Consider the following 26,104-nt stretch of genomic DNA (forward strand, 5'->3'; position numbering starts at 1 on the left):
ATAAAGGACTGGCGGGGTTTCCCCCGCCAGCGTCAGATCATTCGGCTTCGGCGGGCGCCGCGGCCTTCTTGGCGCGCTCGTCGGCGCGGGCCTTGGCTTTCTTGCCGGGCTCTGCCTTCTTCATGTTCTTGCGCTCGGCCTTTTCTTTGACGCCCGCGGCTTCCAGGAAGCGTGCGACGCGGTCGGTCGGCTGCGCGCCGTGGCTCAGCCAGTACTGGATGCGCTCGACGTCCATCTTGACGCGGTCTTCGCTGTCCTTGGCCAGCAGCGGGTTGTAGGTGCCCAGCTTCTCGATGAAGCGGCCGTCGCGCGGCATGCGCGAATCCGACGCGACGATGGCATAGTGCGGGCGCTTCTTGCTGCCACCACGGGCCAGGCGGATCTTCATGGACATCAGATAGTCTCCTTGGGTTGTCGTCCGGTCAGGACTGATAATGTTCGTGGTGCCGAATGACTTCGGCGATCACGAAGGTCAGGAATTTGCGCGCGAATTCCGGGTCGAGATCGGCCTCGCGCGCGAGGCGTTCCAGGCGTTCGATCTGGCTTGCCTCGCGCGAGGGATCGGACGGCGGAAGGTCGTGCCGGGCCTTCAGGCGGCCGACGGACTGGGTGTGCTTGAAGCGTTCGGCCAGCGTATAGACCAGGATGGCGTCAAGCCGGTCGATGCTGGCACGGTGGTCGCGCAGCAGGTCGGCCGCGCGGGTGGTTGCGTCGGTCATGCGGCCTCCGGGCTGTGACGATAGACGAGGCAGGGCTTGTCGAAGACCGGCTGCCGCGCGCCGCGGTCGCGCACCGCGCCAAGCCGTTCGGCCAGCGCGATCGACCGGGCATTGTCCGGGTCGATATAGCTGACGGCCGTGGTCCAGCCCAGGTCGCGGAACGCATGCGCGCGCACCGCACGGGCGGCCTCGGCAACATAGCCGCGGCCTTCGGCGGCCTGCGACCAGACGGTCCAGCCCAGTTCATGCTCGGGCCAGCCGTCGGGGTACCACGGGCCGGTCATGCCAAGGGGCGTATCATCGCCCTTGAGGCAGAACACGAACATCCCGAAACCGCGCATCACCCAATGGCCGGTCAGGTGGCCGAAGGCCCGCCAATAGGCGCCTGGCTTGGGTTCGGGCGAACCGCCGCCCACGAACTGGGCGCGATCCGACTGATAGAAGCTGCGCCAATGCGGCCAGTCGCTGCCCAGGGGCGCGCGCAGGGTCAGCCGTTCCGTCTCCAGAACCGGGGTGGGGGACAGCGTGATCATTTCTTGCCGAACAATCCGCCCAAGCCGGCAGGCAGGCCCGCGCGGCCCAACTGGCCGCCCAGGCCCTTGGGATCGGCCAGCATCTTCTGGGCCTCGGCCATCTTGGCGGGGTCCAGGTTCTCCATGTCGGGCAGGCCGCCGCCCTTGCCGGTCATGGCGCGCATGGCCTGCTTCATCAGCCCGCCCTTGCCCATCTTGCCCAGCTTCTTCATCGTGTCGGCCATCTGCTTCTGCATCTTCAGCAGCTTGTTCAGGTCCGACACGTCCAGACCTGCGCCCGCAGCAATGCGCTTTTTCCGGCTGGCCTGCAGCAGGTCGGGATTGGCCCGTTCCTTCTTGGTCATCGAATTGATCAGGGCGATCTGGTGGCGGACGACCTTGTCGTCATAGCCCGCGGCCTCGGCCTGCTTGGCCATCTTGGCCATGCCGGGCATCATCCCCATGACCGAGGACATGCCGCCCATCTTCTGCATCTGCTCCAGCTGGCCGCGCAGGTCGTTCATGTTGAAGAGGCCCTTCTGGAACCGCTTCATCATGCGTTCGGCCTGCTCGACCTCCAGCACCTGCTGGGCCTTCTCGACCAGGGCCACGATGTCGCCCATGCCCAGGATGCGCCCCGCGACGCGGCTGGCGTCAAAGGTCTCCAGCGCGTCCATCTTTTCGCCCAGACCCACGAAGCGGATCGGCTTGCCGGTCACGGCGCGCATCGACAGGGCCGCACCCCCGCGTCCGTCGCCATCCATCCGGGTCAGCACCACGCCGGTGACGCCGACCTTGGCGTCGAATTCGGTCGCGACGTTCACGGCGTCCTGGCCGGTCAGGCCGTCGACGACCAGCAGCGTCTCTCGCGGGTTCGCGATGTCGCGGACCTGCTGGACCTGGGTCATCAGCGCCTCGTCGATATGCAGGCGGCCGGCGGTGTCCAGCATCACCACGTCATAGCCGCCAAGCGAGGCCTGCGTCTTGGCGCGCTGCGCGATCTGCACGGCGGTCTGGCCCATCATGATGGGCAGCGTGTCGACGCCGATCTGCTGGCCCAGGATGGCCAGCTGCTCCATCGCGGCGGGGCGGTTGGTGTCCAGGGACGCCATCAGCACGCGCTTCTTCTCGCGGTCCTTCAGGCGCAGGGCCAGTTTCGCGGTCGTGGTGGTCTTGCCCGAACCCTGCAGGCCGACCATCAGGATGGCGGCGGGCGGGTTGTCGATGCGCAGTGCCTCGGGGGCGTCGTCGCCCTGCAGGACGCGGATCAGCTCGTCATGGACGATCTTGACGACCTGCTGGCCGGGGCTGACCGATTTCGTGACCGCGGCGCCGGTGGCCTTGGCCGTGACGGCCTTGACGAAGTTGCGCGCCACCGGCAGCGAGACGTCCGCCTCCAGCAGGGCCACGCGCACCTCGCGCATGGCGGCGGTGACGTCCTCCTCGGACAGGGCGCCCTGCTTGGTCAGCCGGTCGAAGACGCCGCCCAGGCGATCGGAAAGGTTCTCGAACATGGCCGGGCCTCCTATGGCTCCAAATCGGTTTAGCCCCCGTGGGCGCAACGCGCTGACGGGGGGCGATCCCCGCATCTGGCGCAGGGACCGGAAGGCTGTGCTTCCGGGAATCCGGGGTCTTGTACAGGGCAGGGGGGGGCCTGTCAACGCAGGCCCGGTCGGATCACGGGGTCGCGACGTTGACCGGCAGAACGAAGCTGGCGCTGCCCCGCGGCATGTCGTCCGTGAAGGGCGGCATCCGGGGCATGTCCATGATGCTGTTGCGCAGGGCATGATCCATCAGCGGGTTGCCCGAGGACTGCATGGTCCGCACATCGATGATCATGCCGTCCTGGGCTACGACGATGACGAATTGGGCGGCGTTGGTCGCGCTGACGGTCGCCGCCTGCAGAAGGGCCACATGGCTTTGGCGGGCGGCGTTGTCGCGAAGCAGCTTGGTCCATTCGATCATGTCACGGGGGCGGTGCGTGGCGATTTCGTTGACCGCGGTCTGCGCCACGGCCGGGGTGTAAAAAACCGCCAGCCCTGTCAGCAGGGCGGCGGTCGCAATCGTGAAACGCATGGCGGCAATGTCCCCGAAGGATGCAATGCCGCCATATGAGGATGGGGTGAAGCTGCGCAACAACGCAGACCGGTCAGGCCGCGATCTGCTCCAGCGCCTGTTGTGCGCGTGCCATGCCGGCCTCGCGGTCAATGGCAAGGCCGTCGGCGGCCACGAAGGTCACGTCGGTGATGCCCAGGAAGCCCAGCATGTGGCGCAGATAGCCCGACGCGTGGTCCAGGTCCGAACCCATCGGCGTGCCGGCGGCGGTATAGGCCACGAAGGCGCGCTTGCCCGTCAGCAGGCCCTCGGGGCCCTCGGCGGTATAGCGGAAGCTGACACCGGCGCGGGCGATCTGGTCCAGCCAGGTCTTCAGCTGCGACGGCAGGAAGAAGTTGTAGACCGGCAGCCCGATCACCAGCGTGTCGGCGGCCTGAACCTCGGCCAGCAGCGCGTTCGAGGTGTCGATCTGCGCCTGCTGCTGCGGGGTCGGATCGTCGGTGCCCACGCGCACGGCCTTGAACCATGCGGTGTCGATGGCAGGGACGCCCGTGCTGAGATCGCGATAGGTCACCGTCGCGTCGGGATTGCCAGCAGTCAGGCGGGCCAGGATGTCGGCGGTCAGCTGGCGCGAGACCGAGGCGTCGGCGGTGATGGCGCTGTCGAGATGCAGGATGTTCATGGCAAGCTCCCAAAGAGTTGTTTCTGCGTTGCAGCAGATTTAGGTCTATGCACCTGCGAACGTAAGGGGGATAACTGCGCATTCACTGTGCGGGGATGCACATGCAGATCGAATCGTGGGACGATATTCGCGTGGCACTGGCCGTCGCGCGCACCGGAACGGTCAGTGGGGCGGCCGCCGATCTTGGCGTGCACCACGCCACGGTGATCCGCCGCATCGACGCGCTGGAATCGGCCCTGCGCGCCCGGTTGTTCCAACGCCACACCCGCGGCTATGCCCTGACCGAGGCGGGGCGCACCCTGCTGGATGCGGCTGGGGCCGCGGATGAACGCTTTGCCCAGATGGCTGCGCAGATCGCCGGCGCCGGAGAGCGGATCGAGGGAGAGCTGGTCGTGACCTCGCTGCCGGAACTGGTGGATCTGGTCATGCCGCGACTGATCGCGCTGATGGCGCGCCATCCCGACCTGCGCCTGACCTATGCCACGGACGCGCGCCTGTTCAGGCTGGGCGCCGGAGAGGCGCATGTGGCCATCCGCGGCGGGGCCGAACCGACCGAGCCCGACTATGTCGTGCGTGCGATGGGGCGGATGGGGCATGTGATGTATGCCGCGGCCTCGTACCTGGACCGGCACGGGCCGGTCGACGATCCGCGCGACCACCGCTTTGCCCTGCCGGGACCGGAGGCGCGCGGCGCCCCCTACATGCGCTGGCTGCAGGACCGCATCGGCCCCGAGAACATCCTGGTCACCGCCAACGAGGCCACCGCGCGCGAAGCGGTGATCCGCGCCGGGCTGGCGGTCGGTGCCTTGCCCGACAGCCTGGCGCATGGCCTTCTGCCGGCGCTGAGCCTGCCGGAATGGGACTCCAACCTGTGGCTGGTCACCCATGTCGACCTGCATCGCACCCCGAAGGTCCAGGCCGCGCTGGCGGCGCTGCGCGACGGCTGAGCCCTTTCCCTCGGCCCCGGCTTGGGGCAGCGTGCGCCGCAGGAGGACCCATGACCCATTCCCGCCCATTGCCTGACCGGACCGTCCGATGATCACCGCGCGGATGAGCGCATCCGACTGGGGCCTTCTGCTACTGCTGTCACTGATCTGGGGCGGGTCGTTCTTCCTGATCGCGTTGATCGTGGGGCACATGCCGGTCCTGTGGGTGGTGGCATTGCGCGTGATGATCGCCGCCGCGGTCCTGTGGGTCATCGTGCTGGCGACCGGGCGGGCACTGCCGCGCGGGGCGGGGCTGTGGGGCGCGTTCCTGGTGATGGGCGTCCTGAACAACGCCATCCCCTTTGGGCTGATCGTCTGGGCGCAGGGGTTCATCCCGGCCGGGCTGGCATCCATCCTGAACGCGACGACGCCGCTGTTCACGGTGCTGGTCTCGACCCTGGTGCTGGCGGATGAGCGCGCGGGACTGATGCGCCTGGCCGGGGTCGCCCTGGGCCTGGGCGGTGTCGCAGTGATGATCGGCGTGGACGAACTGGCCGGTCACGGCCATGGCGTGCTGCCGCAACTGGCGATGTTGGGCGCCGCGATCAGCTATGCCTGGGCCGCGGCCTTTGGACGGCGGTTCCGTGCGCAGGGCGTCGACCCGCTGGTCACGGCGGCGGGCATGGTGACGGGCACCAGCGTCGTGCTGCTGCCGCTGGCATTGGCGCATGACGGGCTGCCGCCGGCGGCACCTGCCCAGGTCTGGCTGGCGATCAGCCTGCTGGGGCTGGTCTGCACGGGGCTGGCCTATGTGCTGTTCTTTCGCATCCTGGGCCGGGCGGGGGCCACGAACATCTCTCTGGTGACGTTCCTGGTGCCGGTGTCGGCAATTCTGCTTGGCTGGCTGTTCCTGGACGAGATTCTGGGCCTGCCGCAACTGCTGGGCATGGCGGTCATCGGGCTTGGGCTGGCGATGATCGACGGGCGGCTGCTGCGGCGCTAGGGCTGCCGGGGCGGCTTTCCATCCGGCGGCGCGGTCGCTAGGTTTCCCGTCGGGACAGGACAAGAGGCTGCTTGTGGCGCATATCATCGTGGTCGGAAACGAAAAGGGCGGCTCGGGCAAGTCGACCACCTCGATGCATGTGGCGACCGCGCTGGCGCGGATGGGGCACCGTGTCGGCGGGCTGGACCTGGACGTCCGCCAGCGCAGCTTTGGCCGCTATCTGGAGAATCGCGCCGCCTTCCTGGTGCGCAAGGGGCTGGACCTGCCCATGCCCGTGCTGGCGCCGCTGGGCGAGGGCGCCGATCCCCTGACGCCCGCCCTGCGGCAGCTGGAGGAGACGTGCGACTTCATCCTGCTGGATTGCCCCGGCTCGCACACCAAGCTGAGCCAGATGGCGCATACGGTCGCCGATACGCTGATCACGCCCCTGAACGACAGTTTCGTCGATTTCGACCTGCTGGCGCGCCTGTCGCCCGACGGTGACGTGCTTGGTCCCTCGATCTATGCCGAGATGGTATGGGGCGCACGCCAGCTGCGCGCGCAGGCCGGGGCAGTGCCCATCGACTGGCTCGTGCTGAGAAACCGCCTGGGCAGCCAGCAGATGCACAACAAGCGCAAGGTCGGCGGCGCGCTGGCCGACCTGTCCAAGCGGATCGGGTTTCGGGTGGCGCCTGGATTTTCCGAACGCGTGATCTTTCGCGAGCTGTTTCCGAACGGGCTGACCCTGCTGGATCTGAAGGATGTCGGCACCGAGGCCATGAGCATGTCCCAGATCGCCGCGCGGCAGGAGTTGCGCGACCTGATCAACGAATTGCGCCTGCCGGGCGTCACCGTCACGTTCTGACAACGAAAGACGGCGGGCCGATGGCCCGCCGTTCGTTTCGTCCGGTGGCTGGATCAGGCCAGCATGCCCATCGGGTTTTCCAGATGGGCGACGATCGCCTCCAGCAGCTGCGCGCCCATGGCGCCGTCGATCACCCGGTGGTCCACCGACAGCGTCATCGACATGACGTTGCGCACCACGACCTCGCCCTTTTCGACGACCGGGGTCGGGATGCCCGCACCCACGGCCAGGATCGCGCCATGCGGCGGGTTGATGACCGCGTCGAAGTTCTCGATGCCGAACATGCCCAGGTTGCTGATCGCGAAGCTGCCGCCCTGGTATTCATGGGGGGCCAGCTTCTTGGACTTGGCGCGCGCGGCCAGATCCTTCATCTGCGCCGACAGCGCCGACAGGGTCTTCTGATGCGCGTCCTTCAGCACGGGTGTGAACAGCCCGCCCTCGATGGCCACGGCCACGGCGACGTCCGACGGTTTCAGCTTGAGGATGCGATCCCCCGCCCAGACCGCGTTCGCATCCGGCACCTGCTGCAGCGCAAGGGCGCTGGCCTTGATGATGAAGTCGTTGACCGACAGCTTGACGCCACGGCCCTCCAGCTGCTTGTTCAGCGTGGCCCGGAACTCCATCAGCGCATCCAGCTTGGCCGAGCGGCGCAGGTAGAAATGCGGGATGGTCTGCTTGGCTTCGGACAGGCGGGCGGCGATGGTGCGGCGCATGCCGTCCAGCGCGACCTCCTCGGTCTCGCGGTCGGCATACATCTTCAGCACAGCGTCGGTCGACAGGCCCTTGGGGGCCTGGGCCGGGGCTGCGGCTGCCGCGGGGGCCGCCTTCGCCTCGGGCTGGGCCGCAGCCGACGCGGAGGGCTTGGCGTCACCTGCCTTGGCGTTCTCGACATCGGCCTTGACGATGCGGCCACGGGGGCCGCTGCCTTGGATCTGCGACAGGTCCAGACCCTTGTCCTTGGCGATGCGCCGCGCCAAGGGCGAGGCGAAGACCCGGTCGCCCTTGGGTGCGTCGGCCTTGGCATCGCCGGCGACCGGCGCGCCGATCGGGCCGCCATAGCCCTTTTCGGCCGGTTCGGGCTCGGCATCCGCCTTGGGCTTGGGCTCTTCCTTGGCCTTGGGCGCGCTGATGTCGCCCGCCTCCTCGCCGTCCTCCAGCAGGACCGCGATGGCGGTGTTGACCTTGACCGCCGAGGTGCCCTCGGCGATCAGAATCTTGCCGATGCGACCTTCGTCGACGGCCTCGAACTCCATCGTGGCCTTGTCGGTCTCGATCTCGGCGATGACGTCGCCGGACTTGACCTCGTCGCCTTCCTTGACCAGCCACTTGGCCAGCGTGCCCTCCTCCATCGTCGGGGAGAGGGCGGGCATCAGGATTTCCGTGGGCATCGCGCAGCTCCCTTACTTGTAGGTGACTTTTTTCACGGCTTCGACGATCTCGGCGGGCGTGATCAGCGCGTGCTTTTCCAGGTTGGCGGCATAGGGCATCGGCACGTCCTTGCCGGTGCAGTTGATGACGGGCGCGTCCAGATAGTCGAACGCGTTCTCCATCAGATAGGCCGAGATGTGGTTGCCGATGGCGCCCACGGGGAAGCCCTCCTCGACGGTCACGCAACGGTTGGTCCGCTTGACCGATTCCAGGATCGCGTCATAGTCCAGCGGCCGCAGGGTGCGCAGGTCGATCACGTCGGCCTCGATGCCCTCCTCGGCCAGCTTGGCCGCGGCCTCCAGCGCATGCGCCACACCGATGCCGAAGCTGACCAGCGTCACGTCGTCGCCCGACCGGACCGTGTTGGCCTTGCCGAAGGGAATGGTGAAGTCCTCAAGGTCCGGCACCTCGAAGCTGCGGCCATACAGGATCTCGTTCTCCAAGAAGATGACCGGGTTGTTGTCGCGGATCGCCTGCTTCATCAGGCCCTTCGCGTCGGCGGCCGAATAGGGCATCACGACCTTGAGGCCCGGAATGGCCGCGTACCATGCGGCATAGTCCTGGCTGTGCTGCGCGCCCACGCGGGCGGCGGCGCCGTTCGGGCCGCGGAACACGATCGGGCAGCCCATCTGGCCGCCCGACATGTACAGCGTCTTTGCGGCCGAGTTGATGATGTGGTCGATCGCCTGCATGGCGAAGTTGAAGGTCATGAACTCGACGATCGGGCGCAGGCCGGCCAGGGCCGCCCCCGTGCCGATGCCGGCAAAGCCGATCTCGGAGATGGGCGTGTCCACGACGCGGCGGGGGCCGAACCGCTCCAGCAGGCCTTGGCTGATCTTGTAGGCGCCCTGGTATTCGCCCACTTCCTCGCCCATCAGGAAGACGGTCTCGTCGCGGTCCATCTCTTCGGCCATGGCCTCGCGCAGGGCTTCCCGCACGGTCATGGTCTTCATCTTGGTGCCCTCGGGCCAGTCGGGGCTGCGCGGCTTGGGCTGCGGGGTCACGACCTCCTCGATGGCGGATTCGCCGGGCTGGGCGCCGTCATCCTTCTTGGGGGCTTCGGCCGGCTTGGCCTCGGCCTTGGGGGCAGGGGCCGCGTCGGCGTCCTCTCCCTCCTCGACCAGCACCGCGATGGGGGTGTTCACGGCGACGCCCTGGGTGCCCTCGGCCACCAGCAGCTTGCCCATGATCCCCTCGTCGACGGCCTCGAACTCCATCGTGGCCTTGTCGGTCTCGATCTCGGCGATGACGTCGCCGGATTTCACCGCGTCGCCCTCTTTCTTCAGCCATTTCGCCAGCGTGCCTTCCTCCATCGTGGGGGACAGGGCGGGCATCAGGATTTCAATTGCCATGTGACGGTCCCCCTCAGGCGTTCTCTTCGGCGCTGCCCTGGGGCAGTTCGTCGGCATAGATGTCGGTCCACAGCTCGGCCAGGTCGGGCTCGGGGCTGTCCTTGGCGAATTCCGCGGAATCGTTGACGATGTCCTTGATTTCCTTGTCCAGCGCCTTGAGGTCCTCCTCGGTGGCATGCTTGCCGGTCAGCAGCATCTCACGGATGTTCTCGATTGGGTCACGCTCGTCGCGCATCTTCTGGACCTCCTCGCGGGTCCGGTACTTGGCCGGGTCCGACATCGAGTGCCCGCGATAGCGGTAGGTCATGACCTCCAAGATGTATGGGCCCTTGCCGGCGCGGCAATGCGCCACGGCCTTTTCGCCCGCTGCCTTGACCGCCAGCACGTCCATGCCGTCGACCTGTTCGCCGGGGATGCCGAAGGCCTCTCCGCGGCCGAAGAAGGTCGTCGATTTCGTCGACCGCTTGACCGACATGCCCATGGCATACTGGTTGTTCTCGATCACGAAGACGACCGGCAGGTCCCACAGCTCGGCCATGTTGTAGGTCTCGTAGACCTGGCCCTGGTTCGCCGCACCATCGCCGAAATAGGTGAAGGTGACGTTGTCGTTGCCCAGATATTTGTCCGCGAAGGCCAGACCCGCGCCAAGCGGCACCTGCGCCGCGACGATGCCGTGGCCGCCATAGAAATGCTTTTCGCGGCTGAACATGTGCATGCTGCCGCCCTTGCCCTTGGAATAGCCGTCCTGACGCCCGGTCAGCTCGGCCATGACGCCGCGCGCCTCCATCCCGCAGGCCAGCATGTGACCGTGGTCACGATAGCTGGTGATGCGCTTGTCGCCGTCCTTGGCGCAGGCCTCCAGACCCACCACGACGGCCTCCTGGCCGATATACAAGTGGCAGAACCCGCCGATCAGGCCCATGCCGTACAGCTGGCCGGCCTTCTCCTCGAATCGGCGGATCAGCAGCATGTCGCGATAGTATTTCAGCAACTCTTCCTTCGACGTGTTCGAAGGAGCCTCCTGCTGGGGGCTTGGTTTTCTGGCCATGCGGCGTGTCCTCCTGGAAGCGTGGCGGATAGTTCAGCGTTAAACTATCCGTAGCGCATCACCGACAGCCGTGCAATCCCGGCCCTAGCGCAGCAGGATCTCGTCCGCGCGCAGCAGGCCCAGCACCTCGCGGGCGCGTTCGTCCAAGAGGTCCAGGTCCAGATAATCGTCCGACAGGCGACGGGTCAGGTTCTGCATGCGAGTCACGTCGGCCTGCAGCAGGTCGCGGGCCTCGCGCAGATCCTCGGTCTCGGCCTGGATCTGGATCCGGCGCAGGATGCCCGACGGGCCCTGCACCGCGGCATAGGCGAAATACAGACCGACCAGGACGGTCAGAACCAGGAACACGGTGGCGCCGATGGACAGACGTTGAGGCATGGCAGGGAATCCTTGTGGCCGGGCCGATCATGGCACAGCGCAATCGGCGGGGGAATCCCCGTCAGGCGCGCTCGCGGAACATCGCCTCGATCTGGCGGGCGTGCTCGGCCAGACCCCAGGGGGCGTTGAGCACGAACATGCCCGATCCGATCATCGAATGACCGGGACGGGCAGGGGGAAACGACACCTCGGACAGCAGGGCATCAGGGAAATCGCTGACCAGCTGCGCGGTCATGCCCATGTGGCGGTGATCGGTCAGGATCGGATACCACAGCGCGATGACGCCTACGTTCCACTTGCGCGCGATCAGGCCGATCTGGCGCGGGATCGCGGCATAATCTGCCTTGACCTCATAGCTGGGGTCGATCAGCAGCAGGCCGCGGCGCGGATCGGGCGGACAGACCGCCTGTGCCATCGCGAACCCGTCCTGTTGGTGCAGGGTGGCAAAGCCCGCCACGCGGCGCAGGGCCTGAAATTCCGCGGGGTGCAGTTCGGCCAGATGGGCCTTGTCCTCGTGGCGCAGGAAATGCCCCGCGATCAGCGGTGAACCGGGATAGGCCTGCGCGCCCCGCAGGTCGCGCACGGCCCGCAGCGCCTGCATCAGCGGGTGATCCTGCGGCAGCCAGTGTTCGACCGTGGCGCGGGCGATGCCCTGCGCGGCCTCCTGCGTCTTCTGCGCCTCGGCGCCGGTCAGGTCATAAAGGCCACGACCCGCATGGGTTTCCAGATAGGAAAGAGGCTTGTCCTTGCGGGTCAGGTAGTCCAGCGCGACGGCCAGCAACGCGTGCTTGTGCAGGTCGGCCAGGTTCCCGGCATGATAGGCATGTTGATAGCTGAGCATCCGCCAGCCTTAGCGTGGGCGCACGGCGGGGAAAAGACGTCAATCGGCGCGGCGCAGTTCTGACCGGCCCTTCAGCACCTGGTCACCGTCTTCCTGTTCGATCAGGTAGGCGGGATCGTCCTTGGATGCCTTTCGGCTGATCTTGCTGCCCTTGATCGTCCGTTCGACGTCATCGGTGAAGATGTCGGTGATCTTTCCGGTCGCCTTGTGGCCCGACCAGTCCCATTCCACCTTGGTGCCCTTGCGCAGAATCATGCGGCCTCCGACTGCGTGTCGGGGGCAATGCGTCATGGGGGCGATGGGTTCCGGAGGAAGGGCGCGGCGACCTCCAGGGAGGAGGAGGGAGGTCGCCGCTGAACGCTGGCCCAGGGAGGAGGAGGGGCCGCGTATGGGTCGCGGTTCCGGCCAGGGAGGAGGAGAGGCCATCACCGCTTACGACAGGGCAGGGAGGAGGAGAGCCCGTCGTATCCGTGTGCCGCGATCGGGGCGGCTATGAAGGCGCGGCGACCTCCAGGGAGGAGGAGGGAGGTCGCCGCTGAACGCTGGCCCAGGGAGGAGGAGGGGCCGCGTATGGGGTGCGGTAGGGCCAGGGAGGAGGAGAGGCCGTACCGCGAACGCCGGGTCCGGGAGGGAGGAGGAGAGGACCGGGCGTATCAGCGTGCCGCGAATGGGGCGGCTATGAAACTTTTTGCGGCGACCCCTGGGAGGGAGGAGTGGGGCCGCCGCCTGGCACGTGAACCCGGGGAGGAGGATCGGGTTCCAGTGCGTCTTTTGGGCGGCACCCTCCAGGGAGGAGGAGAGGAGGATGCCGCCGGTCCCGGACCCAGGGAGGAGGAGAGGGCCGGGAATGCGAATTCTTGGTGTCCCAGGATTACTGGGCCGAACCCCATGCCGCTTCGTGCGCCAGGCGGGTGATCATCGAGCGGCTGATGCCCAGATCGTCCAGATCGCGGGTGGTCAGGGCATTCAGTTCGCGCACGGTCTGGCGGTAAACGGCGCGGCGGGCGCGGTTTTCCTGCATCCGCTGGATCGCGCTCAGCAGGCGGCCACGCAGGCCGGCGTCGGCGGTGGCGTTGTGTGCTTGGGCGATAACAGCCATGGTCGTATCCTTTCGGTTCATCTCGTCTGCGCCGTTCCCGGATTGGCCCGGCGTTTCGTTGAGTTGAAGATGGCCCCATCGGCGGCGTTTCACAACGGATGGTTTCGTAATGCTGCCATGCAGCAATTGCATAGCCAAGGCTGACCTATTGCCTTCTTTAACGATGAATTAACAACATAAAATTGACACGATACATCTGTTAGCGATCACGCCGCGGACGCAAAAATCACCTGTTTGAAAGCGGTTAGCGCCGTGCGGTACGGATTGTCGCAGGGGGTGTTGAGGGTCCCGTCTCTATGCTTCATGCTGCCGGGCGAACAAAGACACAGGTCCCTCACATGCCCGTCACACGCGAAACGATCCTTACGGCAATCTCGGATATTGCCCTTCCGCAGGGAGGGACGCTGGGTCAGGCTGACCTGATCCGCGCGCTGACCATCGACCAGGAGACGGTGCGATTCGTGCTGGAGGTGGAGAATGCGGCCACCGCGCAGGCCATGGCCCCGGTCGAGGCCGAGGCCCGTGCCCGGCTGGAACGTATGCCCGGTGTGGCCAAGGTCCAGATCGTCATGACCGCCCCCGCCAAGCCTGCGCCGCCCAAGGCCGTATCCGGGCAGGGCGCCGCCCCGTCCCTGAAGATCGGCGGGCATCCCACGCCCCAGGCCGGTCCGCAGGCGATTCCCGGCGTGCGCCACATCATCGCCGTCGGATCCGGCAAGGGCGGTGTCGGGAAATCCACCGTCACCTCGAACCTTGCCGTCGCCCTGGCGCGCGCGGGGCGCAAGGTCGGCCTGCTGGATGCCGACATCTATGGCCCGTCGCAGCCGCGGATGATGGGCGTCTCGGGCCGGCCTGCCAGCCCGGATGGACAGCGGATCGATCCGATGCATGCGCATGGCGTCACCGTCATGTCGATCGGCTTGATGCTGAAGGAGGGCGAGGCGCTGGTCTGGCGCGGCCCGATGCTGATGGGCGCGCTGCAGCAGCTGCTGCAGCAGGTGAACTGGGGCGAGCTGGACGTGCTGCTGATCGACCTGCCGCCCGGCACCGGCGACGTGCAGCTGAGCCTGTGCCAGAAGGCGCCGGTCACCGGGGCGATCATCGTCTCGACCCCGCAGGACGTGGCGCTGCTGGATGCGCGCCGGGCCATCGACATGTTCGGCAAGCTGAAGACCCCCGTCCTGGGCCTGGTCGAGAACATGTCGACCTATATCTGCCCCAAATGCGGGCACGAGGCGCATCTGTTCGGCCATGGCGGCGTCGCGGCCGAGGCCGAGGCGCTGAACCTGCCGTTCCTGGGCGCCCTGCCGCTGGAGCTGGAGGTCCGGCTGGCCGGCGATTCGGGACGACCAGTGGCCTTGGGCGATGGTGCCGTGTCCGAGGCCTATGCCCGCCTGGCCGACCGTCTGGTGCAGGGCGGCATCGCCTGATCGGCGCGAAATCCGGGCTCGCTTTGGGAATGCACGGGACGGTCGGGAAATTGCGGGAAGTGAGGCTTAAATGGCCTCTCGATTTCGTGATCGTCCGTGATCTGTTCCAAAAGTTTTGCAGAGCTGCCTGGATTTTTGACTTGCAGGGCTTTGAACTGTGGTGAAATGGACCCAGTGACCGGCAAAATGCGTTTGTTACTCGCCTTCTAGATGTAGTGTGGCTTTCGCGTCACGCCACCAAACTTTGCCGCATCACTGCCGTCTCTGCGGCATTTCTTGATTCGGGCTCAGGCAAATGCTGCGGCGGAATGCGGCTGGTGGCCCAAGAATACCGTTGCTTCCCATGAAATCCCATGTCACAACCGGATCACGAAAACGGGCAGTTCAAGGGGCGCCAAGACCCCGGACAGGCGAAGCAGACTTCATACAGGCAACCGTTTTCCAACATAGCCGGCCCGCGTCCGCGAGCAGCACCTCCCCCAGGTGGCGTGCGACGGGTCGGCAACCAACCCCGCAAAGGGGCCCGGGTAAATCGGGAACGAGGGCGGCGGATCGGGCAGTGGCAGCGGCCCGATCCGCCCTTTCTCTTTCGGACGTCCCGAAAGAGCAGGACAGTGAGGGCGGGCCCAGGTGGCGCGGAAGTTCAGAGGCACCGAAACCGTCAAGGTCGATGGCAAGGGTCGGATGTCGATCCCGGCCCGGCTGCGCCGCGTGTTCGATGCCGGCGACCCGTCATTCTCGGGGACGAACACCGGGCGCACGCAGCTGGTGGCGGTCTATGGCCCCGACTGGTGGAACTGGCTGGAGCTGTACACCATCGAGGCCATCGAGCAGATCGACGAGCAGATCGACCGCCTGACCCGCGGCAGCCAGGAGCGCCGCTGGCTGGAGCTGCTGATGAACGGACAGTCCACCGACCTTGAGATCGACCGCGAGGGCCGTCTGGTCCTGCCCGCAAAGCTGCGCGACAGGTTGGGCTTTGCCGACGGGACCGAGACGATCTTTGAATCGCGTGGCGACTACATCCAGGTCTATCACCCCGAATCGCGTCCCAAGGACGTGCAGGCGCTGGAGGATTTCGCGGCCAGCAAGGGCCCCGAATTCGACCCCCGCGCCTTCCTGCAGCAATCCTCCGAGGGCTAGGGCATGGCGGATCCGCATATTCCGGTCCTGCTGGCGCCGCTGCTGCGCGCGACCGCACCCATCGGGGGCGTCTGGCTGGACGGCACGTTCGGCGCGGGCGGCTATGCCCGAGGCCTGCTGGATGCGGGGGCCGACCTGGTCATCGGCGTCGACCGCGATCCGTCGGTGTTTCGCATGGCCGAGGCATGGCGCGGCCAGTACGGCGACCGCCTGCGCCTGGTCGAGGGTACGTTTTCCGACATGGACGCCCTGGCCGGTCAGGCGCTGGACGGGGTGGTGCTGGACCTCGGCGTCAGCTCGATGCAGCTGGACCAGGCGGATCGCGGGTTCTCGTTCATGCGGGACGGGCCGCTGGACATGCGGATGGGCGGCGACGTGCCGTCCGCCGCGGACCTTCTGAACAGCGCCGAGGAATCGGACATCGCGGACGTGCTGTATCATTACGGAGAGGAGCGCGCCGCGCGCCGCATCGCGCGTGCCATCGTGGCCGCGCGCCCGCTGACCCGGACCACGCAGCTGACCCAGGTGGTCACCGGCTGCCTGCCGCGCGCCAAGCCGGGGCAGAGTCATCCCGCGACGCGCAGCTTTCAGGCGATCCGCATCTGGGTGAACGACGAGTTCGGTCAGCTGGTCGCGGGCCTGTCGGCCGCCGAGCGCGCGTTGAAGCCGGGCGGCCAGCTGGCCGTCGTCAGCTTTCATTCGCTGGAGGACCGGATCGTCAAGCGCTTCATGCAGGCACGGTCCGATGCGGGCGGCGGCGGCAACCGCTATGCGCCGGTCACGCAGGTCGTGGAGCCGGCCTTCCGCCTGCCCTTCCGCCGTGCGATCGGTCCCGACCCCGAGGAGCTGGACGTGAACCCGCGCGCGCGTTCAGCCTTGCTGCGCGTGGCCGTGCGGACCGACGCCGCGGCGGGCGAGGTCGATGCCCGGTCGCTGGCCATGCCGCATCTTCCGGGAGCTGCGTGATGCGGTCGTTGACCTGTCTGGCCTGCGTGCTGATGCTGATGGGACTGGCCTTCTGGGCCTATCGCGAGAACTACGCCACCCAGGCCGCCATCGGAGAGATGTCCCAGGTCCAGCGCCAGATCGCGGGCCTGCGCGAGGAGCTGGGCGTGCTGCGGGCCGAATGGGCCTTCCTGAACCGCCCCGACCGCCTGCGCCAGCTGGTCGACCTGAACTTCGACCGGCTGGAACTGGGTCCGGTCGAATCGGGGCAGTTCCTGGACCTGGACCACATCGACTATCCCAAGCCGCCCCCGCCGTCGGCCGACATGGTCACCGACCTTCTGCCCGAAACCGATCCTGCCGAGGAGCCTCAGCCATGATCCGCACCCCCCTGCGCCCCCTGGCCCGCATCCTGAGAGCGCGCGAGCGCGGCGAGAACCCCGACGACATCGAGGCCGAGAACCGCCGCCGCCGCCACGAGCAGATTCAGGACCGCGCCCGCAGGCGCGCCGAAGGTCGGCTGATCGTCATGGCGGGCTGTTTCATGCTGGCCTTCGGCACGGTTGCGGTGCGCATGGGGACGCTCGCCTCCAGCGCGGCGGCAGAACCGCGCGCGCAGGTGCTGTCGTCGCAGATCATCTCTCAACGGGCGGACATCACCGACCGGCGGGGCAGGGTGCTGGCCACGAACCTGCTGACCCATTCGGTCTATGCCCATCCCCACCAGATGGTCGATCCCATCGGCACCGCGCAGGGCCTGGCCGAGATCTTTCCCGACCTGGACGTACAGCGCCTGACCCGCGACTTCACCGGCAACCGCAAGTTCATGTGGATCAAGCGCAAGATCAGCCCCGAGCAGATGCAGGCCGTCCACGATCTGGGCGAGCCCGGCCTGCTGTTCGGCCCGCGAGAGATGCGCATCTATCCCAATGCCGACCTGGCCAGCCACATCCTGGGCGGGTCCGGCTTCGGCAGCGAAGGCGTGAACAGCGCCGAGGTCATCGGCGTCGCAGGCGTCGAGAAGGCGTTCGACGCCTGGCTGCGCGATCCCGGCAACGAGGGGGCGCCGCTGGCCCTGTCCATCGACCTGACGCTGCAGCAGGCGATGGAGGACGTGCTGGCCTCGGGCATGAACGTCATGAACGCCAAGGGCGCGACCGGCATCCTGATGGAGGTCGAGACCGGAGAGATCCTGGCCATGGCCAGCCTGCCCGATTTCGACCCCAATGACCGTCCCCGCCCGCTGCTGACCGGAGAGCCGTCGGACAGCCCGCTGTTCAACCGCGCCGTCCAGGGCCAGTACGAGCTGGGTTCGACCTTCAAGATATTCCCGGTCGCGCAGGCGCTGGACCTGGGGCTGGTCAACCCCGCGTCGGGCATCAATGCTGCAGCACCCATGCGGATCGGCCGGTTCCTGATCAACGATTTCCACAATTACGGCAAGGAACTGAGCGTGACGGACGTCATCGTGAAGTCCTCGAACGTGGGAACGGTGCGCATCGCGCAGCTGATCGGGCCCGAGCGGCAGAAGGATTTCCTGGAGAAGCTTGGCCTGTTCGTGCCGACCTCCATCGAGATGGTCGAGGCCCCCACCGGACAGCCGCTGGTGCCCACGCGCTGGCCCGCCGTCACTGCGGCGACGGTCAGTTTCGGCCACGGGCTGGCGGCCAGCCCGCTGCACTTGGCGGCCGCCTATGCGACGATCGCGAATGGCGGCAAGCGCGTGACGCCCACGCTGGTGCATGGACGACAACGCCCCGAGGGTGAACAGGTGCTGTCGCCCCGCGCCGCCGCGATGGCTGTCGACATGTTGCGCCAGGTCGTCACCCGCGGCACCGCCCGCCAGGCCGAGGTGCCGGGATACGAGGTCGCGGGCAAGACCGGTTCGGCGGACAAGCCCAGAGCCGCAGGCGGGTACTACGAGAACAAGATCATCGCGACCTTTGCGTCGGTCTTTCCGGCCAGCGATCCGAAATACGTTCTGATCACCATGCTGGACGAGCCGTCAACCACCATCAACGGGACTGCGGTGCGTACCGCAGGTCATACCGTCGCGCCCGTCGCCGCGGAAATGGTCCGCCGCATCGGCCCGCTGCTGGGGCTGGAGCCGATCACTGACGAAATCCTGCCGACGATCACCGCGCGCTTCGAACCGCGTGTTGAACCCGACGAGGAGGCTGCGGTAAGGCTCGTCGCAAATCAATGACGGGTGGGACTGTGGACAAGGACGACGTGACGCTGTCGCAGCTGGGGCTGCGCGCCCCCGGTGGGCGTGACCCGCGGATCACGGGGCTGTCCATCGACAGCCGCACGGTCAAGCCCGGGCACCTGTTCGCGGCCCTGCCGGGATCGGCCGTCCATGGCGGCGAATTCATCCAGTACGCGCTGCGCATGCAGGCCGCCGCCGTCCTGACCGACCGCCAGGGCGCCGAGATCGCCGCCGACGTCCTGTCGGGCTGGGACGGGGCGTTGATCGTGGCCGAGGATCCGCGCGCGGCCCTGGCCGGCGCGGCGTCGCTGTGGTTTGCCGATCAGCCCGCCCATGTCGTGGCCGTCACCGGCACCAGCGGCAAGACCAGCGTGGCCAGCTTCACCCGCCAGATCTGGCAGGCGCTGGGCCACAAGGCGATCAGCCTGGGCACGATGGGGGTCGAGGGCGATCACCAGGCGAAGCTTGTCCATACCACCCCCGATCCGCTGACCCTGCACCGGGTCCTGGCCGAGGCAGTCGCCGCGGGCGTCACTCATGCCGCGATGGAGGCCTCCAGCCACGGACTGGATCAGCGCCGCCTGGACGGGGTGCGGGTCGAGGCCGGGGCCTTCACCAATTTCAGCCAGGATCACCTGGATTACCACGCGGGCTTTGACGAATATTTCGCGGCCAAGGCCCTTTTGTTCAACCGCGTGCTGGAGGACGGCGCCGCTGCCGTCATCAACATCGACAGCCAGCGCGGCCGCCAGATGGCCGACATCGCGACCGATCGTGGCCTGGCCCTGACCACCGTCGGCACCGGAGAGGCCGCAATGCTGCGCATCCTGGGCCAGCGCTATGACGCGACGGGGCAGGATCTGCGGTTTTCGGTGATGGGGCGGGCGCATCTGGTGCGGCTGCCGCTGATCGGCGGGTTCCAGGCGGAAAACGTGCTGGCGGCGATGGGCCTGTGCCTGGCCTCGGGCGACAGCGCCGACGACATCCTGCGCGTGCTGCCGCAGCTGACCACCGTGCGGGGCCGGATGCAGCTGGTCGCGCAGCGCGAGAACGGTGCGGCGGTCTTTGTCGATTACGCCCACAAGCCTGGCGCGGTGGTCGCGGCGCTGCAATCGCTGCGTCCGCATGTGATGGGGCGCATCGTCTGCATCATCGGTGCGGGCGGCGACCGCGACCGGGGCAAGCGCCCGCTGATGGGCGAGGCCGCGCGCGATCATGCCGATGTGGTGATCGTCACCGACGACAACCCCCGGACCGAGGACCCGGCCCTGATCCGTGCCGCCGTCATGGCCAGCGCGGGCCCCGACGCGACCGAGATCGCCGACCGGGCCGAGGCGATCCTGCGCGGCGTCGATGCGCTGCAGCCGGGCGACGCGCTGCTGATCTGCGGCAAGGGCCATGAGACGGGCCAGATCGTGGGGCAGGACGTCTATCCCTTCGACGATGCCGAACAGGCCTCGGTCGCGGTCGCGGCACTGGACGGACGGATATGACACTCTGGACATCCGATGACGCTGCCGCCGCCACCGGTGGGCGGGTGACGGCCGCATGGACCGCTTCGGGCGTGTCCATCGACACGCGCACCATCGCCCCCGGCGATCTGTTCGTCGCGCTGCAGGCCGACCGCGACGGGCATGATTTCGTGGCGCAGGCCCTGGCCAGGGGGGCGGCCGCCGCGCTGGTCAGCCGCATCCCCGACGGCGTGGCGTCTGACGCGCCACTGCTGGTGGTGCCCGACGTGCTGCGCGGCTTGGAGGATCTGGGCCGGGCGGGCCGCGCCCGCATGACGGGCCGGGTCATCGCCATCACCGGGTCGGTCGGCAAGACCTCGACCAAGGAGATGGCGCGTACCGCGCTGGCGGGGCAGGGCGTGATCCACGCGGCCGAGGCCAGCTACAACAACCATTGGGGCGTGCCGCTGACGCTGGCGCGCATGCCAGCCGCGACCGATTTCGCGATCATCGAGATCGGCATGAACCATCCCGGAGAGATCGCGCCCCTGTCGCGCATGGCGCGGCCGCATGTGGCGCTGATCACCACGGTGGCCGCCGCCCATCTGGAGGCCTTCGGCGCGATCGAAGGCATCGCCCGCGAAAAGGGTGCGATCTTCGAGGGGCTGCAGCCCGTAGGTCACGCGATCCTGCCCGAGGATCTGCCCGTGACCCAGATCCTGCGCGATTGCGCGGACCGGGCCGGCGCGGTGGTCGTGGGTTTTGGCGAACATGGCGTGGCGCGTCCGCTGCGCATCGTGCCGCAGGACGGGGCGCTGTCCTGCCATGCCCGCATCATGGGCGACACGCTGGCCTTCACCCTGCCCACCACGGGACGGCATTTCGCGATGAACGCCGTCGGCGTGCTGGCCGCGCTGGGCGCGGCTGGGGCCGACCTGGCACAGGCGGCGGCACATCTGTCGGACTGGCACCCCCCGCAAGGACGCGGCGCGGTCGAGACGCTGGGCGGCATCCGCCTGATCGACGACGCCTTCAACGCCAATCCGGCATCGCTGTCCGCGGGGCTTGCCACGCTGGCGGGCCTGCAGGGCGGCCGCCGGGTGGCGATTCTGGGCGACATGCTGGAGCTGGGCACGGAGGAGGTCGCGATGCATCGCGCCGTGGCCGACGATCCCTCCATGGCCGCGATCGACCTGGTCCATTGTGCCGGCCCCCTGATGCGGGACCTTCACGAGGCCCTGCCTGCGGACAAGCGCGGGCTGTGGACGCAAACGGCGGCCGAACTGGCCGCCCACCCCGACAAACTGATTTCCGCCGGCGACATCGTGCTGGTGAAAGGCTCGAAATCCTCGCGGATCTCGATGGTGGTCCAGGCGCTGCGCGCCGGTGCCGCCCAAGACAAAGGATAATGCCATGCTCTACTGGCTCAGCAACCTGTCCGAGGGCGGGGATTTCTTCAACCTGTTCCGATACATCACCTTCCGGGCGGGGGCCGCGTTCTTCACCGCGCTGTTCTTCGGCTTCATCTTCGGACGGCCGCTGATCAACTATCTGCGCCGCGTCCAGAAGAAGGGCCAGCCGATCCGCGACGACGGCCCGCAGAGCCACCTGGCCAAGGCGGGCACGCCGACGATGGGTGGGCTGCTGATCCTGTCGGCGCTGCTGTTCTCGACCCTTCTGTGGGCGAGGCTGGACAACGGCTATGTCTGGATCGTGCTGCTGGTGACCGCGGGCTTTGCGATGATCGGATTTGCCGACGACTATGCCAAGGTGACCAAGCACAACACCAAGGGCGTCAGTTCGCGCATGCGGATGCTGCTGGGTCTGGGCATCGCGGCCTGCGCCGGGATCGCGGCGTCGCTGCTGCATCCCGCGGGGCTGACCAACCAGCTGGCATTGCCGATCTTCAAGGATGTCCTGGTCAACCTGGGCTGGTTCTTCGTGCCGTTCGCGATGATCGTGATCGTGGGCGCGGCCAATGCGGTCAATCTGACCGACGGTCTGGACGGGCTGGCGATCATGCCCGTGATGATCGCCGCGGGCACCCTGGGCATCATCGCCTATACGGTGGGTCGCGTCGACTTCACCGAATATCTGGGCGTCCACCACGTTCCCGGCAGCGGAGAGATCCTGATCTTTGTCGCCGCCCTGATCGGCGGGGGACTGGGCTTTCTGTGGTACAACGCCCCGCCGGCTGCGGTGTTCATGGGCGATACCGGATCGCTGGCCCTGGGCGGGGCGCTGGGCGCCATCGCCGTCGTCACCAAGCATGAGATCGTGCTGGCCATCGTCGGTGGCCTGTTCGTGGTCGAGGCCCTGTCGGTCATCATCCAGGTGCTGTATTTCAAGCGGACCGGCAAGCGGGTCTTCCTGATGGCCCCCATCCACCACCATTTCGAGAAGAAGGGGTGGGGAGAGGCGCAGATCGTCATCCGCTTCTGGATCATCGCGCTGATTTTGGCGCTGATCGGCTTGGCGACGCTGAAGCTGCGCTGATACCGTCCCGTTTTCGCAAGGAGCCACCCATGATACCCGTTCAGGGCGTCGAAGAACTGACCGTCGCTGTGCTGGGGCTTGGCCGGTCCGGCAAGGCGACCGCCGCGGCTCTGGCCGCGGGCGGGGCGCGTGTCGTGGCCTGGGATGACGGCGTCGACACGCGCGACGCGGCCCAGGCCGATGGCCTGATCATCCTGGACCTGACGCGCGAGGCGAACTGGCAGGGCATCGCGATGCTGATCGTCAGCCCCGGCATCCCGCATCTGTATCCCCGTCCGCACCCGGCCATCGCGATGGCATGGCAGCTTGGCATTCCGGTCGATAACGACATCGGCCTGTTCTTCCGCAGCTATGCGACCCGCGACTGGGACCAGTTCGATCGCGCGCCACGGGTGATCGCGGTCACCGGGTCGAACGGCAAGTCGACGACCACTGCGCTGATCCATCACGTGCTGGAGGAATGCGGCCGCCCCACGCAGATGGGCGGCAATATCGGCACGGGCGTGCTGTCGCTGGAGCCAGCGGTCGAGGCAGAGGTCGTGGTGCTGGAACTGTCCAGCTATCAGACCGAACTGGCGCGGGCGCTGACGCCCGACGTGGCGGTCATGACCAACCTGTCGCCCGACCACCTGGACCGCCATGCTGGCCTGGGCGGCTATTTCGCGGCAAAACGGCGGCTGTTCTCCGAGGGCGGTCCGGACCGGGCCGTGATCGGCATCGACGACCCCGAGGGGTCGTATCTGGCCAACCAGCTGTCGATGGGTCCCACCGACGACAGGGTGATCCGGGTGTCGTCGGGGCAGAAGCTGGACCGGGCGGCGTGGTCGGTCTTTGCGCGCAAGGGTTTCCTGTCCGAATACCGCAAGGGGCGGCAGGCGGCATCGATCGACCTGCGCGCGATGCAGGGTTTGCCCGGTGCGCACAACCACCAGAACGCCTGCGCGGCCTATGCCGCCTGCCGCGCCGTGGGCCTGGCCCCGCGCGAGATCGAGGCCGCGTTCCACAGCTTTGCGGGCCTGCCGCATCGCAGCCAGACGGTCGCCCAGATCGACGGCGTCCGGTATGTCAATGACAGCAAGGCCACCAACGTGGATGCCGCCGCCAAGGCGCTGCAGGCCTTTCCGCGAATCCGCTGGATCGCCGGGGGCCTGGGCAAGGAGGGCGGCATCGCGGCCCTGCAGCCGCATCTGGGTGCGGTCGCCAAGGCCTATCTGATCGGCCATTCCGCCCGCGACTTTGCGCTGGAGATCGGCCAGACCCCGTACGAGATCGCCGACACGATGGAGCAGGCCGTCGCCCGTGCCGCGGCCGAGGCCGAGCCGGGCGATACCGTCCTGCTTGCCCCCGCCGCCGCCAGCTTTGACCAGTATCCGAACTTCGAAAAGCGCGGAGAGCATTTCGTGGCCCTGGTCCAGGCACTGGCCGCAGGGGCCTGAAGGTCAGGCCCAGTTCGGCGGGCGCTTTTCCAGAAAGGCGCCGATCCCCTCGACCGTCTCGGGCAGGGCCATGTTCGTGCACATGACCTGCGCCGTGGCCGCATAGGCGGCGGCGGTTCCCTGTCCCAGCTGGTCGTGGAAGGCACGCTTGCCCATGCGGATCACCTGGGGCGGCTTGGCCGCGATGCTGTCGGCCAGCCGCATCGTCTCTGCCTCCAGATCCGCGGCGGGGACGACGCGGTTGACCAGGCCCAGCTCCGCCGCGCGGGGGGCGGTGATGAAGTCGCCGGTCGTCAGCATCTCGAACGCGGCCTTGGGCGGGATGGCGCGGGTCAGGGCCACCATCGGCGTGGCGCAGAACAGACCGATCGAAACCCCGTTGACCCCGAAGCGCGCCCCGTCTGCCGCCACCGCCATGTCGCAGGACGCAACCAGCTGGCAACCCGCCGCGGTGGCAACGCCCTGAACCTGGGCGATGACTGGCTGGGGCAGGGCAGGGATCATCTGCATCAGTTGCGCGCAGCGGTCGAACAGATGCGCCAGTTGGTCCGGAGCCATCCCCTGCATCTGCCGCAGGTCGTGGCCGGCGCAGAAGGCCTTGCCCTCGGCCGCAAGGATCACGACCCGCGTCTCGTCGTCGATCCGGGCAAGGGCCGCGATCAGCGCCTCGATCATCTCCAGCGACAGGGCGTTGTAGGTCGCGGGCCGCGACAGCGTCAGTCGGGTTACGGGCCCAAGGTCGTGTCGCGTCAGCAGGTCGTCCATCTTGCATCCTCCCGAATTTGGCGAAAGCCTAGGCCGGGACGCATCGGGGGGAAAGCATGACGATCGTGATGGACAAGGACGCGCTGAACGCGTTTCTGGCGCGGGACTTTCCGCAGGTGGCCAGCAGCTATCGGGTGGAGGCGGTGACGGCGACGGGGCTGACCGCGCGCCTGATCACGGGGGACGATCATCTGCGGCCGGGGGGGACGGTCAGCGGTCCGTCGATGTTCGCGCTGGCGGACTTGGCGATCTATTGCGCGATCCTGGCGCGGATCGGCCCGGTCGGGCTGGCCGTCACAACGAACGCGTCGATCGACTTCATGCGCAAGCCCGCGGCAGGGGTCGATCTGCTGGCGGAATGCCGGGTGCTGAAGCTGGGCCGCGTGCTGGCGGTGGCCGAGGCACTGATCTTTTCCGAAGGGGTGGCGGATCCGGTCGCACGCTGTTCGATGACCTATTCGATTCCGCCGAAATCCAGCGATTTCCGCGCCGTGTGATGGGGTATTCAGATACCTAAGTTTCAAGGCATTGATTTGGCGTCCTTAATCGGGCTTCGCTGCACTTGACGGATGGCGGGCAATCTTCGATATACCGCCATCTCTTACGATTACGACCCTGAAGGGACGACAGATGAAAACCTATACCGCGAAACCGGCGGAGATCGAGAAGAAGTGGATCCTGATCGACGCCGAGGGCGTCGTTCTGGGCCGCCTCGCCACGATCGTCGCCAGCCGCCTGCGCGGCAAGCACAAGCCCACCTTCACGCCGCACATGGACATGGGCGACAATGTCATCATCATCAACGCCGACAAGGTGCAGATGACCGGCAACAAGCGTGAAGACAAGAAGTACTACTGGCACACCGGCCACCCGGGCGGCATCAAGCACCGCACCGCGCGCCAGATCCTGGAAAGCGCGCACCCCGAGCGCGTGGTCGTCAAGGCCGTCGAGCGCATGATCAGCCGCAACAAGCTGGGCAAGCAGCAGATGACGAACCTGCGCGTCTATGCCAGCGCCGAACACCCGCACGAGGCCCAGCAGCCCGAAGTTCTGGATGTCAAAGTCCTGAACAAGAAAAACACCCGGAGCGCATGATCATGGCCGACGACATCAAAACTCTGGACGACCTGAAGTCCGCCGTGTCGGGCACCCCCGCCGCAGCCGTCGACGCCGCGATCAACCGCGAGCCGCAGATCGACAGCCAGGGCCGCAGCTATGCCACCGGCAAGCGCAAGGACGCCGTTGCACGCGTCTGGGTCAAGCCGGGCTCGGGCAAGGTCCTGGTGAACGGCAAAGAGATCAACGCGTATTTCGCGCGTCCCGTTCTGCAGATGATCCTGAA

General features: G+C 67.3%; 29 protein-coding genes (1 of these 29 running past the window's edge). 15 read left to right on the forward strand and 14 right to left on the reverse strand.

The window, feature by feature from the left end; translation table 11 throughout:
- Positions 1–37: 37 nt before the first annotated feature.
- The 6 genes from rpsP to F1642_RS11435 all read right to left on the reverse strand — a co-directional run bounded on the left by rpsP (position 38) and on the right by F1642_RS11435 (position 3,968).
- Positions 38–394, reverse strand: coding sequence for a 30S ribosomal protein S16 (gene rpsP, locus F1642_RS11410; RefSeq protein WP_045982869.1), 357 nt, complete (start codon positions 392–394; stop codon positions 38–40).
- A gap of 28 nt (positions 395–422) precedes the next feature.
- Positions 423–719, reverse strand: coding sequence for a chorismate mutase (locus F1642_RS11415; RefSeq protein WP_042249024.1), 297 nt, complete (start codon positions 717–719; stop codon positions 423–425).
- Positions 716–1,252 (reverse strand): GNAT family N-acetyltransferase, encoded by a 537-nt coding sequence (locus F1642_RS11420; RefSeq protein WP_045982870.1) that lies wholly within the window; start codon positions 1,250–1,252, stop codon positions 716–718. The genes F1642_RS11415 and F1642_RS11420 overlap by 4 nt, the downstream gene beginning before the upstream one ends.
- On the reverse strand, positions 1,249–2,745 hold the full coding sequence (ffh, locus tag F1642_RS11425) for a signal recognition particle protein (protein WP_194886288.1): 1,497 nt from the start codon (positions 2,743–2,745) through the stop codon (positions 1,249–1,251). The genes F1642_RS11420 and ffh overlap by 4 nt, the downstream gene beginning before the upstream one ends.
- 163 nt (positions 2,746–2,908) lie before the next feature.
- Entirely contained in the window at positions 2,909–3,307 is a 399-nt protein-coding gene (locus F1642_RS11430; protein WP_194886289.1) for a TonB C-terminal domain-containing protein, read from the reverse strand.
- 73 nt (positions 3,308–3,380) lie between these two features.
- A complete protein-coding gene (locus tag F1642_RS11435; protein ID WP_194886290.1) occupies positions 3,381–3,968 on the reverse strand; it encodes an FMN-dependent NADH-azoreductase in 588 nt (195 codons plus the stop codon).
- A 101-nt stretch (positions 3,969–4,069) separates the two neighbouring features.
- Here F1642_RS11435 and F1642_RS11440 point away from each other — a divergent pair, with 101 nt between their 5' ends.
- The 3 genes from F1642_RS11440 to F1642_RS11450 all read left to right on the forward strand — a co-directional run bounded on the left by F1642_RS11440 (position 4,070) and on the right by F1642_RS11450 (position 6,741).
- On the forward strand, positions 4,070–4,915 hold the full coding sequence (locus F1642_RS11440) for a LysR family transcriptional regulator (protein ID WP_046001477.1): 846 nt from the start codon (positions 4,070–4,072) through the stop codon (positions 4,913–4,915).
- An 88-nt stretch (positions 4,916–5,003) separates the two neighbouring features.
- Entirely contained in the window at positions 5,004–5,897 is an 894-nt protein-coding gene (locus tag F1642_RS11445) for a DMT family transporter (protein ID WP_194886291.1), read from the forward strand.
- A 73-nt stretch (positions 5,898–5,970) separates the two neighbouring features.
- Complete coding sequence (locus F1642_RS11450) at positions 5,971–6,741, forward strand: division plane positioning ATPase MipZ (RefSeq protein WP_194886292.1); 771 nt, start codon at positions 5,971–5,973, stop codon at positions 6,739–6,741.
- A 53-nt stretch (positions 6,742–6,794) separates the two neighbouring features.
- Here F1642_RS11450 and F1642_RS11455 read toward each other — a convergent pair whose 3' ends face one another.
- From F1642_RS11455 to F1642_RS15900, 7 genes are all read right to left on the reverse strand, one after another.
- Positions 6,795–8,129 (reverse strand): pyruvate dehydrogenase complex dihydrolipoamide acetyltransferase, encoded by a 1,335-nt coding sequence (locus tag F1642_RS11455; protein WP_194886293.1) that lies wholly within the window; start codon positions 8,127–8,129, stop codon positions 6,795–6,797.
- A gap of 12 nt (positions 8,130–8,141) precedes the next feature.
- On the reverse strand, positions 8,142–9,521 hold the full coding sequence (locus F1642_RS11460; protein WP_046001404.1) for a pyruvate dehydrogenase complex E1 component subunit beta: 1,380 nt from the start codon (positions 9,519–9,521) through the stop codon (positions 8,142–8,144).
- A gap of 13 nt (positions 9,522–9,534) precedes the next feature.
- A complete protein-coding gene (gene pdhA, locus F1642_RS11465) occupies positions 9,535–10,569 on the reverse strand; it encodes a pyruvate dehydrogenase (acetyl-transferring) E1 component subunit alpha (RefSeq protein ID WP_045982878.1) in 1,035 nt (344 codons plus the stop codon).
- Positions 10,570–10,653: 84 nt separating this feature from the next.
- A complete protein-coding gene (locus F1642_RS11470) occupies positions 10,654–10,947 on the reverse strand; it encodes a septum formation initiator family protein (protein WP_045982879.1) in 294 nt (97 codons plus the stop codon).
- Between the two features lie 61 nt (positions 10,948–11,008).
- Positions 11,009–11,788 (reverse strand): 23S rRNA (adenine(2030)-N(6))-methyltransferase RlmJ, encoded by a 780-nt coding sequence (gene rlmJ, locus F1642_RS11475; RefSeq protein ID WP_148911387.1) that lies wholly within the window; start codon positions 11,786–11,788, stop codon positions 11,009–11,011.
- Positions 11,789–11,827: 39 nt separating this feature from the next.
- Positions 11,828–12,043 (reverse strand): DUF2945 domain-containing protein, encoded by a 216-nt coding sequence (locus F1642_RS11480; protein WP_127899078.1) that lies wholly within the window; start codon positions 12,041–12,043, stop codon positions 11,828–11,830.
- A 616-nt stretch (positions 12,044–12,659) separates the two neighbouring features.
- Positions 12,660–13,019 (reverse strand): DUF1127 domain-containing protein, encoded by a 360-nt coding sequence (locus F1642_RS15900; RefSeq protein WP_255522403.1) that lies wholly within the window; start codon positions 13,017–13,019, stop codon positions 12,660–12,662.
- A gap of 206 nt (positions 13,020–13,225) precedes the next feature.
- Here F1642_RS15900 and F1642_RS11490 point away from each other — a divergent pair, with 206 nt between their 5' ends.
- From F1642_RS11490 to murD, 9 genes are all read left to right on the forward strand, one after another.
- The gene (locus F1642_RS11490) at positions 13,226–14,317 is read left to right on the forward strand and encodes an Mrp/NBP35 family ATP-binding protein (protein ID WP_194886294.1); all 1,092 of its coding nucleotides are present in this window, start codon (positions 13,226–13,228) and stop codon (positions 14,315–14,317) included.
- A gap of 630 nt (positions 14,318–14,947) precedes the next feature.
- Entirely contained in the window at positions 14,948–15,460 is a 513-nt protein-coding gene (locus F1642_RS11495; RefSeq protein WP_045982884.1) for a division/cell wall cluster transcriptional repressor MraZ, read from the forward strand.
- 3 nt (positions 15,461–15,463) lie between these two features.
- Entirely contained in the window at positions 15,464–16,426 is a 963-nt protein-coding gene (gene rsmH / locus F1642_RS11500; RefSeq protein WP_194886295.1) for a 16S rRNA (cytosine(1402)-N(4))-methyltransferase RsmH, read from the forward strand.
- Positions 16,426–16,785, forward strand: coding sequence for a cell division protein FtsL (locus F1642_RS11505; protein ID WP_045982886.1), 360 nt, complete (start codon positions 16,426–16,428; stop codon positions 16,783–16,785). Before rsmH ends, F1642_RS11505 begins: the two co-directional genes overlap by 1 nt.
- Positions 16,782–18,611, forward strand: a complete 1,830-nt coding sequence (locus tag F1642_RS11510; RefSeq protein ID WP_045982887.1) for a penicillin-binding protein 2 — start codon at positions 16,782–16,784, stop codon at positions 18,609–18,611. Before F1642_RS11505 ends, F1642_RS11510 begins: the two co-directional genes overlap by 4 nt.
- Complete coding sequence (locus F1642_RS11515) at positions 18,608–20,107, forward strand: UDP-N-acetylmuramoyl-L-alanyl-D-glutamate--2,6-diaminopimelate ligase (protein WP_194886296.1); 1,500 nt, start codon at positions 18,608–18,610, stop codon at positions 20,105–20,107. The genes F1642_RS11510 and F1642_RS11515 overlap by 4 nt, the downstream gene beginning before the upstream one ends.
- Positions 20,104–21,474, forward strand: a complete 1,371-nt coding sequence (gene murF, locus F1642_RS11520; RefSeq protein ID WP_194886297.1) for a UDP-N-acetylmuramoyl-tripeptide--D-alanyl-D-alanine ligase — start codon at positions 20,104–20,106, stop codon at positions 21,472–21,474. The genes F1642_RS11515 and murF overlap by 4 nt, the downstream gene beginning before the upstream one ends.
- A gap of 4 nt (positions 21,475–21,478) precedes the next feature.
- Positions 21,479–22,561 carry a phospho-N-acetylmuramoyl-pentapeptide-transferase gene (gene mraY, locus F1642_RS11525; RefSeq protein ID WP_046001410.1) on the forward strand — a complete coding sequence of 361 codons (1,083 nt, stop codon included), beginning with the start codon at positions 21,479–21,481 and terminating at the stop codon, positions 22,559–22,561.
- A 29-nt stretch (positions 22,562–22,590) separates the two neighbouring features.
- On the forward strand, positions 22,591–23,997 hold the full coding sequence (gene murD, locus F1642_RS11530) for a UDP-N-acetylmuramoyl-L-alanine--D-glutamate ligase (RefSeq protein ID WP_194886298.1): 1,407 nt from the start codon (positions 22,591–22,593) through the stop codon (positions 23,995–23,997).
- A gap of 3 nt (positions 23,998–24,000) precedes the next feature.
- Here murD and F1642_RS11535 read toward each other — a convergent pair whose 3' ends face one another.
- Entirely contained in the window at positions 24,001–24,762 is a 762-nt protein-coding gene (locus F1642_RS11535) for an enoyl-CoA hydratase (protein WP_194886299.1), read from the reverse strand.
- Between the two features lie 56 nt (positions 24,763–24,818).
- Between F1642_RS11535 and F1642_RS11540 the strand changes: the two genes are divergently transcribed.
- The 3 genes from F1642_RS11540 to rpsI form a co-directional block, all read left to right on the forward strand.
- The gene (locus F1642_RS11540) at positions 24,819–25,259 is read left to right on the forward strand and encodes a PaaI family thioesterase (protein ID WP_194886300.1); all 441 of its coding nucleotides are present in this window, start codon (positions 24,819–24,821) and stop codon (positions 25,257–25,259) included.
- Between the two features lie 133 nt (positions 25,260–25,392).
- Entirely contained in the window at positions 25,393–25,857 is a 465-nt protein-coding gene (rplM, locus tag F1642_RS11545; protein WP_042248180.1) for a 50S ribosomal protein L13, read from the forward strand.
- A gap of 2 nt (positions 25,858–25,859) precedes the next feature.
- Positions 25,860–26,104, forward strand: the beginning of a protein-coding gene (gene rpsI, locus F1642_RS11550; protein ID WP_045982905.1) for a 30S ribosomal protein S9. It continues 247 nt past the right edge of the window; only the first 245 of its 492 coding nucleotides appear in the window; the start codon lies at positions 25,860–25,862; its stop codon lies off the right edge, out of view.

The organism is Paracoccus sp. NBH48 (assembly GCF_015390265.1).
Taxonomy (GTDB): Bacteria; Pseudomonadota; Alphaproteobacteria; order Rhodobacterales; family Rhodobacteraceae; genus Paracoccus; species Paracoccus marcusii.

What these genes read in the sequence shown, in the direction of transcription:
- rpsP (WP_045982869.1), bottom strand. Translation starts at nt 394, where the DNA reads ATGTCCATGAAGATCCGCCTGGCCCGTGGTGGCAGCAAGAAGCGCCCG.
- F1642_RS11415 (WP_042249024.1), bottom strand. Translation starts at nt 719, where the DNA reads ATGACCGACGCAACCACCCGCGCGGCCGACCTGCTGCGCGACCACCGT.
- F1642_RS11420 (WP_045982870.1), bottom strand. Translation starts at nt 1,252, where the DNA reads ATGATCACGCTGTCCCCCACCCCGGTTCTGGAGACGGAACGGCTGACC.
- ffh (WP_194886288.1), bottom strand. Translation starts at nt 2,745, where the DNA reads ATGTTCGAGAACCTTTCCGATCGCCTGGGCGGCGTCTTCGACCGGCTG.
- F1642_RS11430 (WP_194886289.1), bottom strand. Translation starts at nt 3,307, where the DNA reads ATGCGTTTCACGATTGCGACCGCCGCCCTGCTGACAGGGCTGGCGGTT.
- F1642_RS11435 (WP_194886290.1), bottom strand. Translation starts at nt 3,968, where the DNA reads ATGAACATCCTGCATCTCGACAGCGCCATCACCGCCGACGCCTCGGTC.
- F1642_RS11440 (WP_046001477.1), top strand. Translation starts at nt 4,070, where the DNA reads ATGCAGATCGAATCGTGGGACGATATTCGCGTGGCACTGGCCGTCGCG.
- F1642_RS11445 (WP_194886291.1), top strand. Translation starts at nt 5,004, where the DNA reads ATGATCACCGCGCGGATGAGCGCATCCGACTGGGGCCTTCTGCTACTG.
- F1642_RS11455 (WP_194886293.1), bottom strand. Translation starts at nt 8,129, where the DNA reads ATGCCCACGGAAATCCTGATGCCCGCCCTCTCCCCGACGATGGAGGAG.
- F1642_RS11460 (WP_046001404.1), bottom strand. Translation starts at nt 9,521, where the DNA reads ATGGCAATTGAAATCCTGATGCCCGCCCTGTCCCCCACGATGGAGGAA.
- pdhA (WP_045982878.1), bottom strand. Translation starts at nt 10,569, where the DNA reads ATGGCCAGAAAACCAAGCCCCCAGCAGGAGGCTCCTTCGAACACGTCG.
- F1642_RS11470 (WP_045982879.1), bottom strand. Translation starts at nt 10,947, where the DNA reads ATGCCTCAACGTCTGTCCATCGGCGCCACCGTGTTCCTGGTTCTGACC.
- rlmJ (WP_148911387.1), bottom strand. Translation starts at nt 11,788, where the DNA reads ATGCTCAGCTATCAACATGCCTATCATGCCGGGAACCTGGCCGACCTG.
- F1642_RS11480 (WP_127899078.1), bottom strand. Translation starts at nt 12,043, where the DNA reads ATGATTCTGCGCAAGGGCACCAAGGTGGAATGGGACTGGTCGGGCCAC.
- F1642_RS15900 (WP_255522403.1), bottom strand. Translation starts at nt 13,019, where the DNA reads ATGCAATTGCTGCATGGCAGCATTACGAAACCATCCGTTGTGAAACGC.
- F1642_RS11490 (WP_194886294.1), top strand. Translation starts at nt 13,226, where the DNA reads ATGCCCGTCACACGCGAAACGATCCTTACGGCAATCTCGGATATTGCC.
- rsmH (WP_194886295.1), top strand. Translation starts at nt 15,464, where the DNA reads ATGGCGGATCCGCATATTCCGGTCCTGCTGGCGCCGCTGCTGCGCGCG.
- F1642_RS11505 (WP_045982886.1), top strand. Translation starts at nt 16,426, where the DNA reads ATGCGGTCGTTGACCTGTCTGGCCTGCGTGCTGATGCTGATGGGACTG.
- F1642_RS11510 (WP_045982887.1), top strand. Translation starts at nt 16,782, where the DNA reads ATGATCCGCACCCCCCTGCGCCCCCTGGCCCGCATCCTGAGAGCGCGC.
- F1642_RS11515 (WP_194886296.1), top strand. Translation starts at nt 18,608, where the DNA reads ATGACGGGTGGGACTGTGGACAAGGACGACGTGACGCTGTCGCAGCTG.
- murF (WP_194886297.1), top strand. Translation starts at nt 20,104, where the DNA reads ATGACACTCTGGACATCCGATGACGCTGCCGCCGCCACCGGTGGGCGG.
- mraY (WP_046001410.1), top strand. Translation starts at nt 21,479, where the DNA reads ATGCTCTACTGGCTCAGCAACCTGTCCGAGGGCGGGGATTTCTTCAAC.
- murD (WP_194886298.1), top strand. Translation starts at nt 22,591, where the DNA reads ATGATACCCGTTCAGGGCGTCGAAGAACTGACCGTCGCTGTGCTGGGG.
- F1642_RS11535 (WP_194886299.1), bottom strand. Translation starts at nt 24,762, where the DNA reads ATGGACGACCTGCTGACGCGACACGACCTTGGGCCCGTAACCCGACTG.
- F1642_RS11540 (WP_194886300.1), top strand. Translation starts at nt 24,819, where the DNA reads ATGACGATCGTGATGGACAAGGACGCGCTGAACGCGTTTCTGGCGCGG.
- rplM (WP_042248180.1), top strand. Translation starts at nt 25,393, where the DNA reads ATGAAAACCTATACCGCGAAACCGGCGGAGATCGAGAAGAAGTGGATC.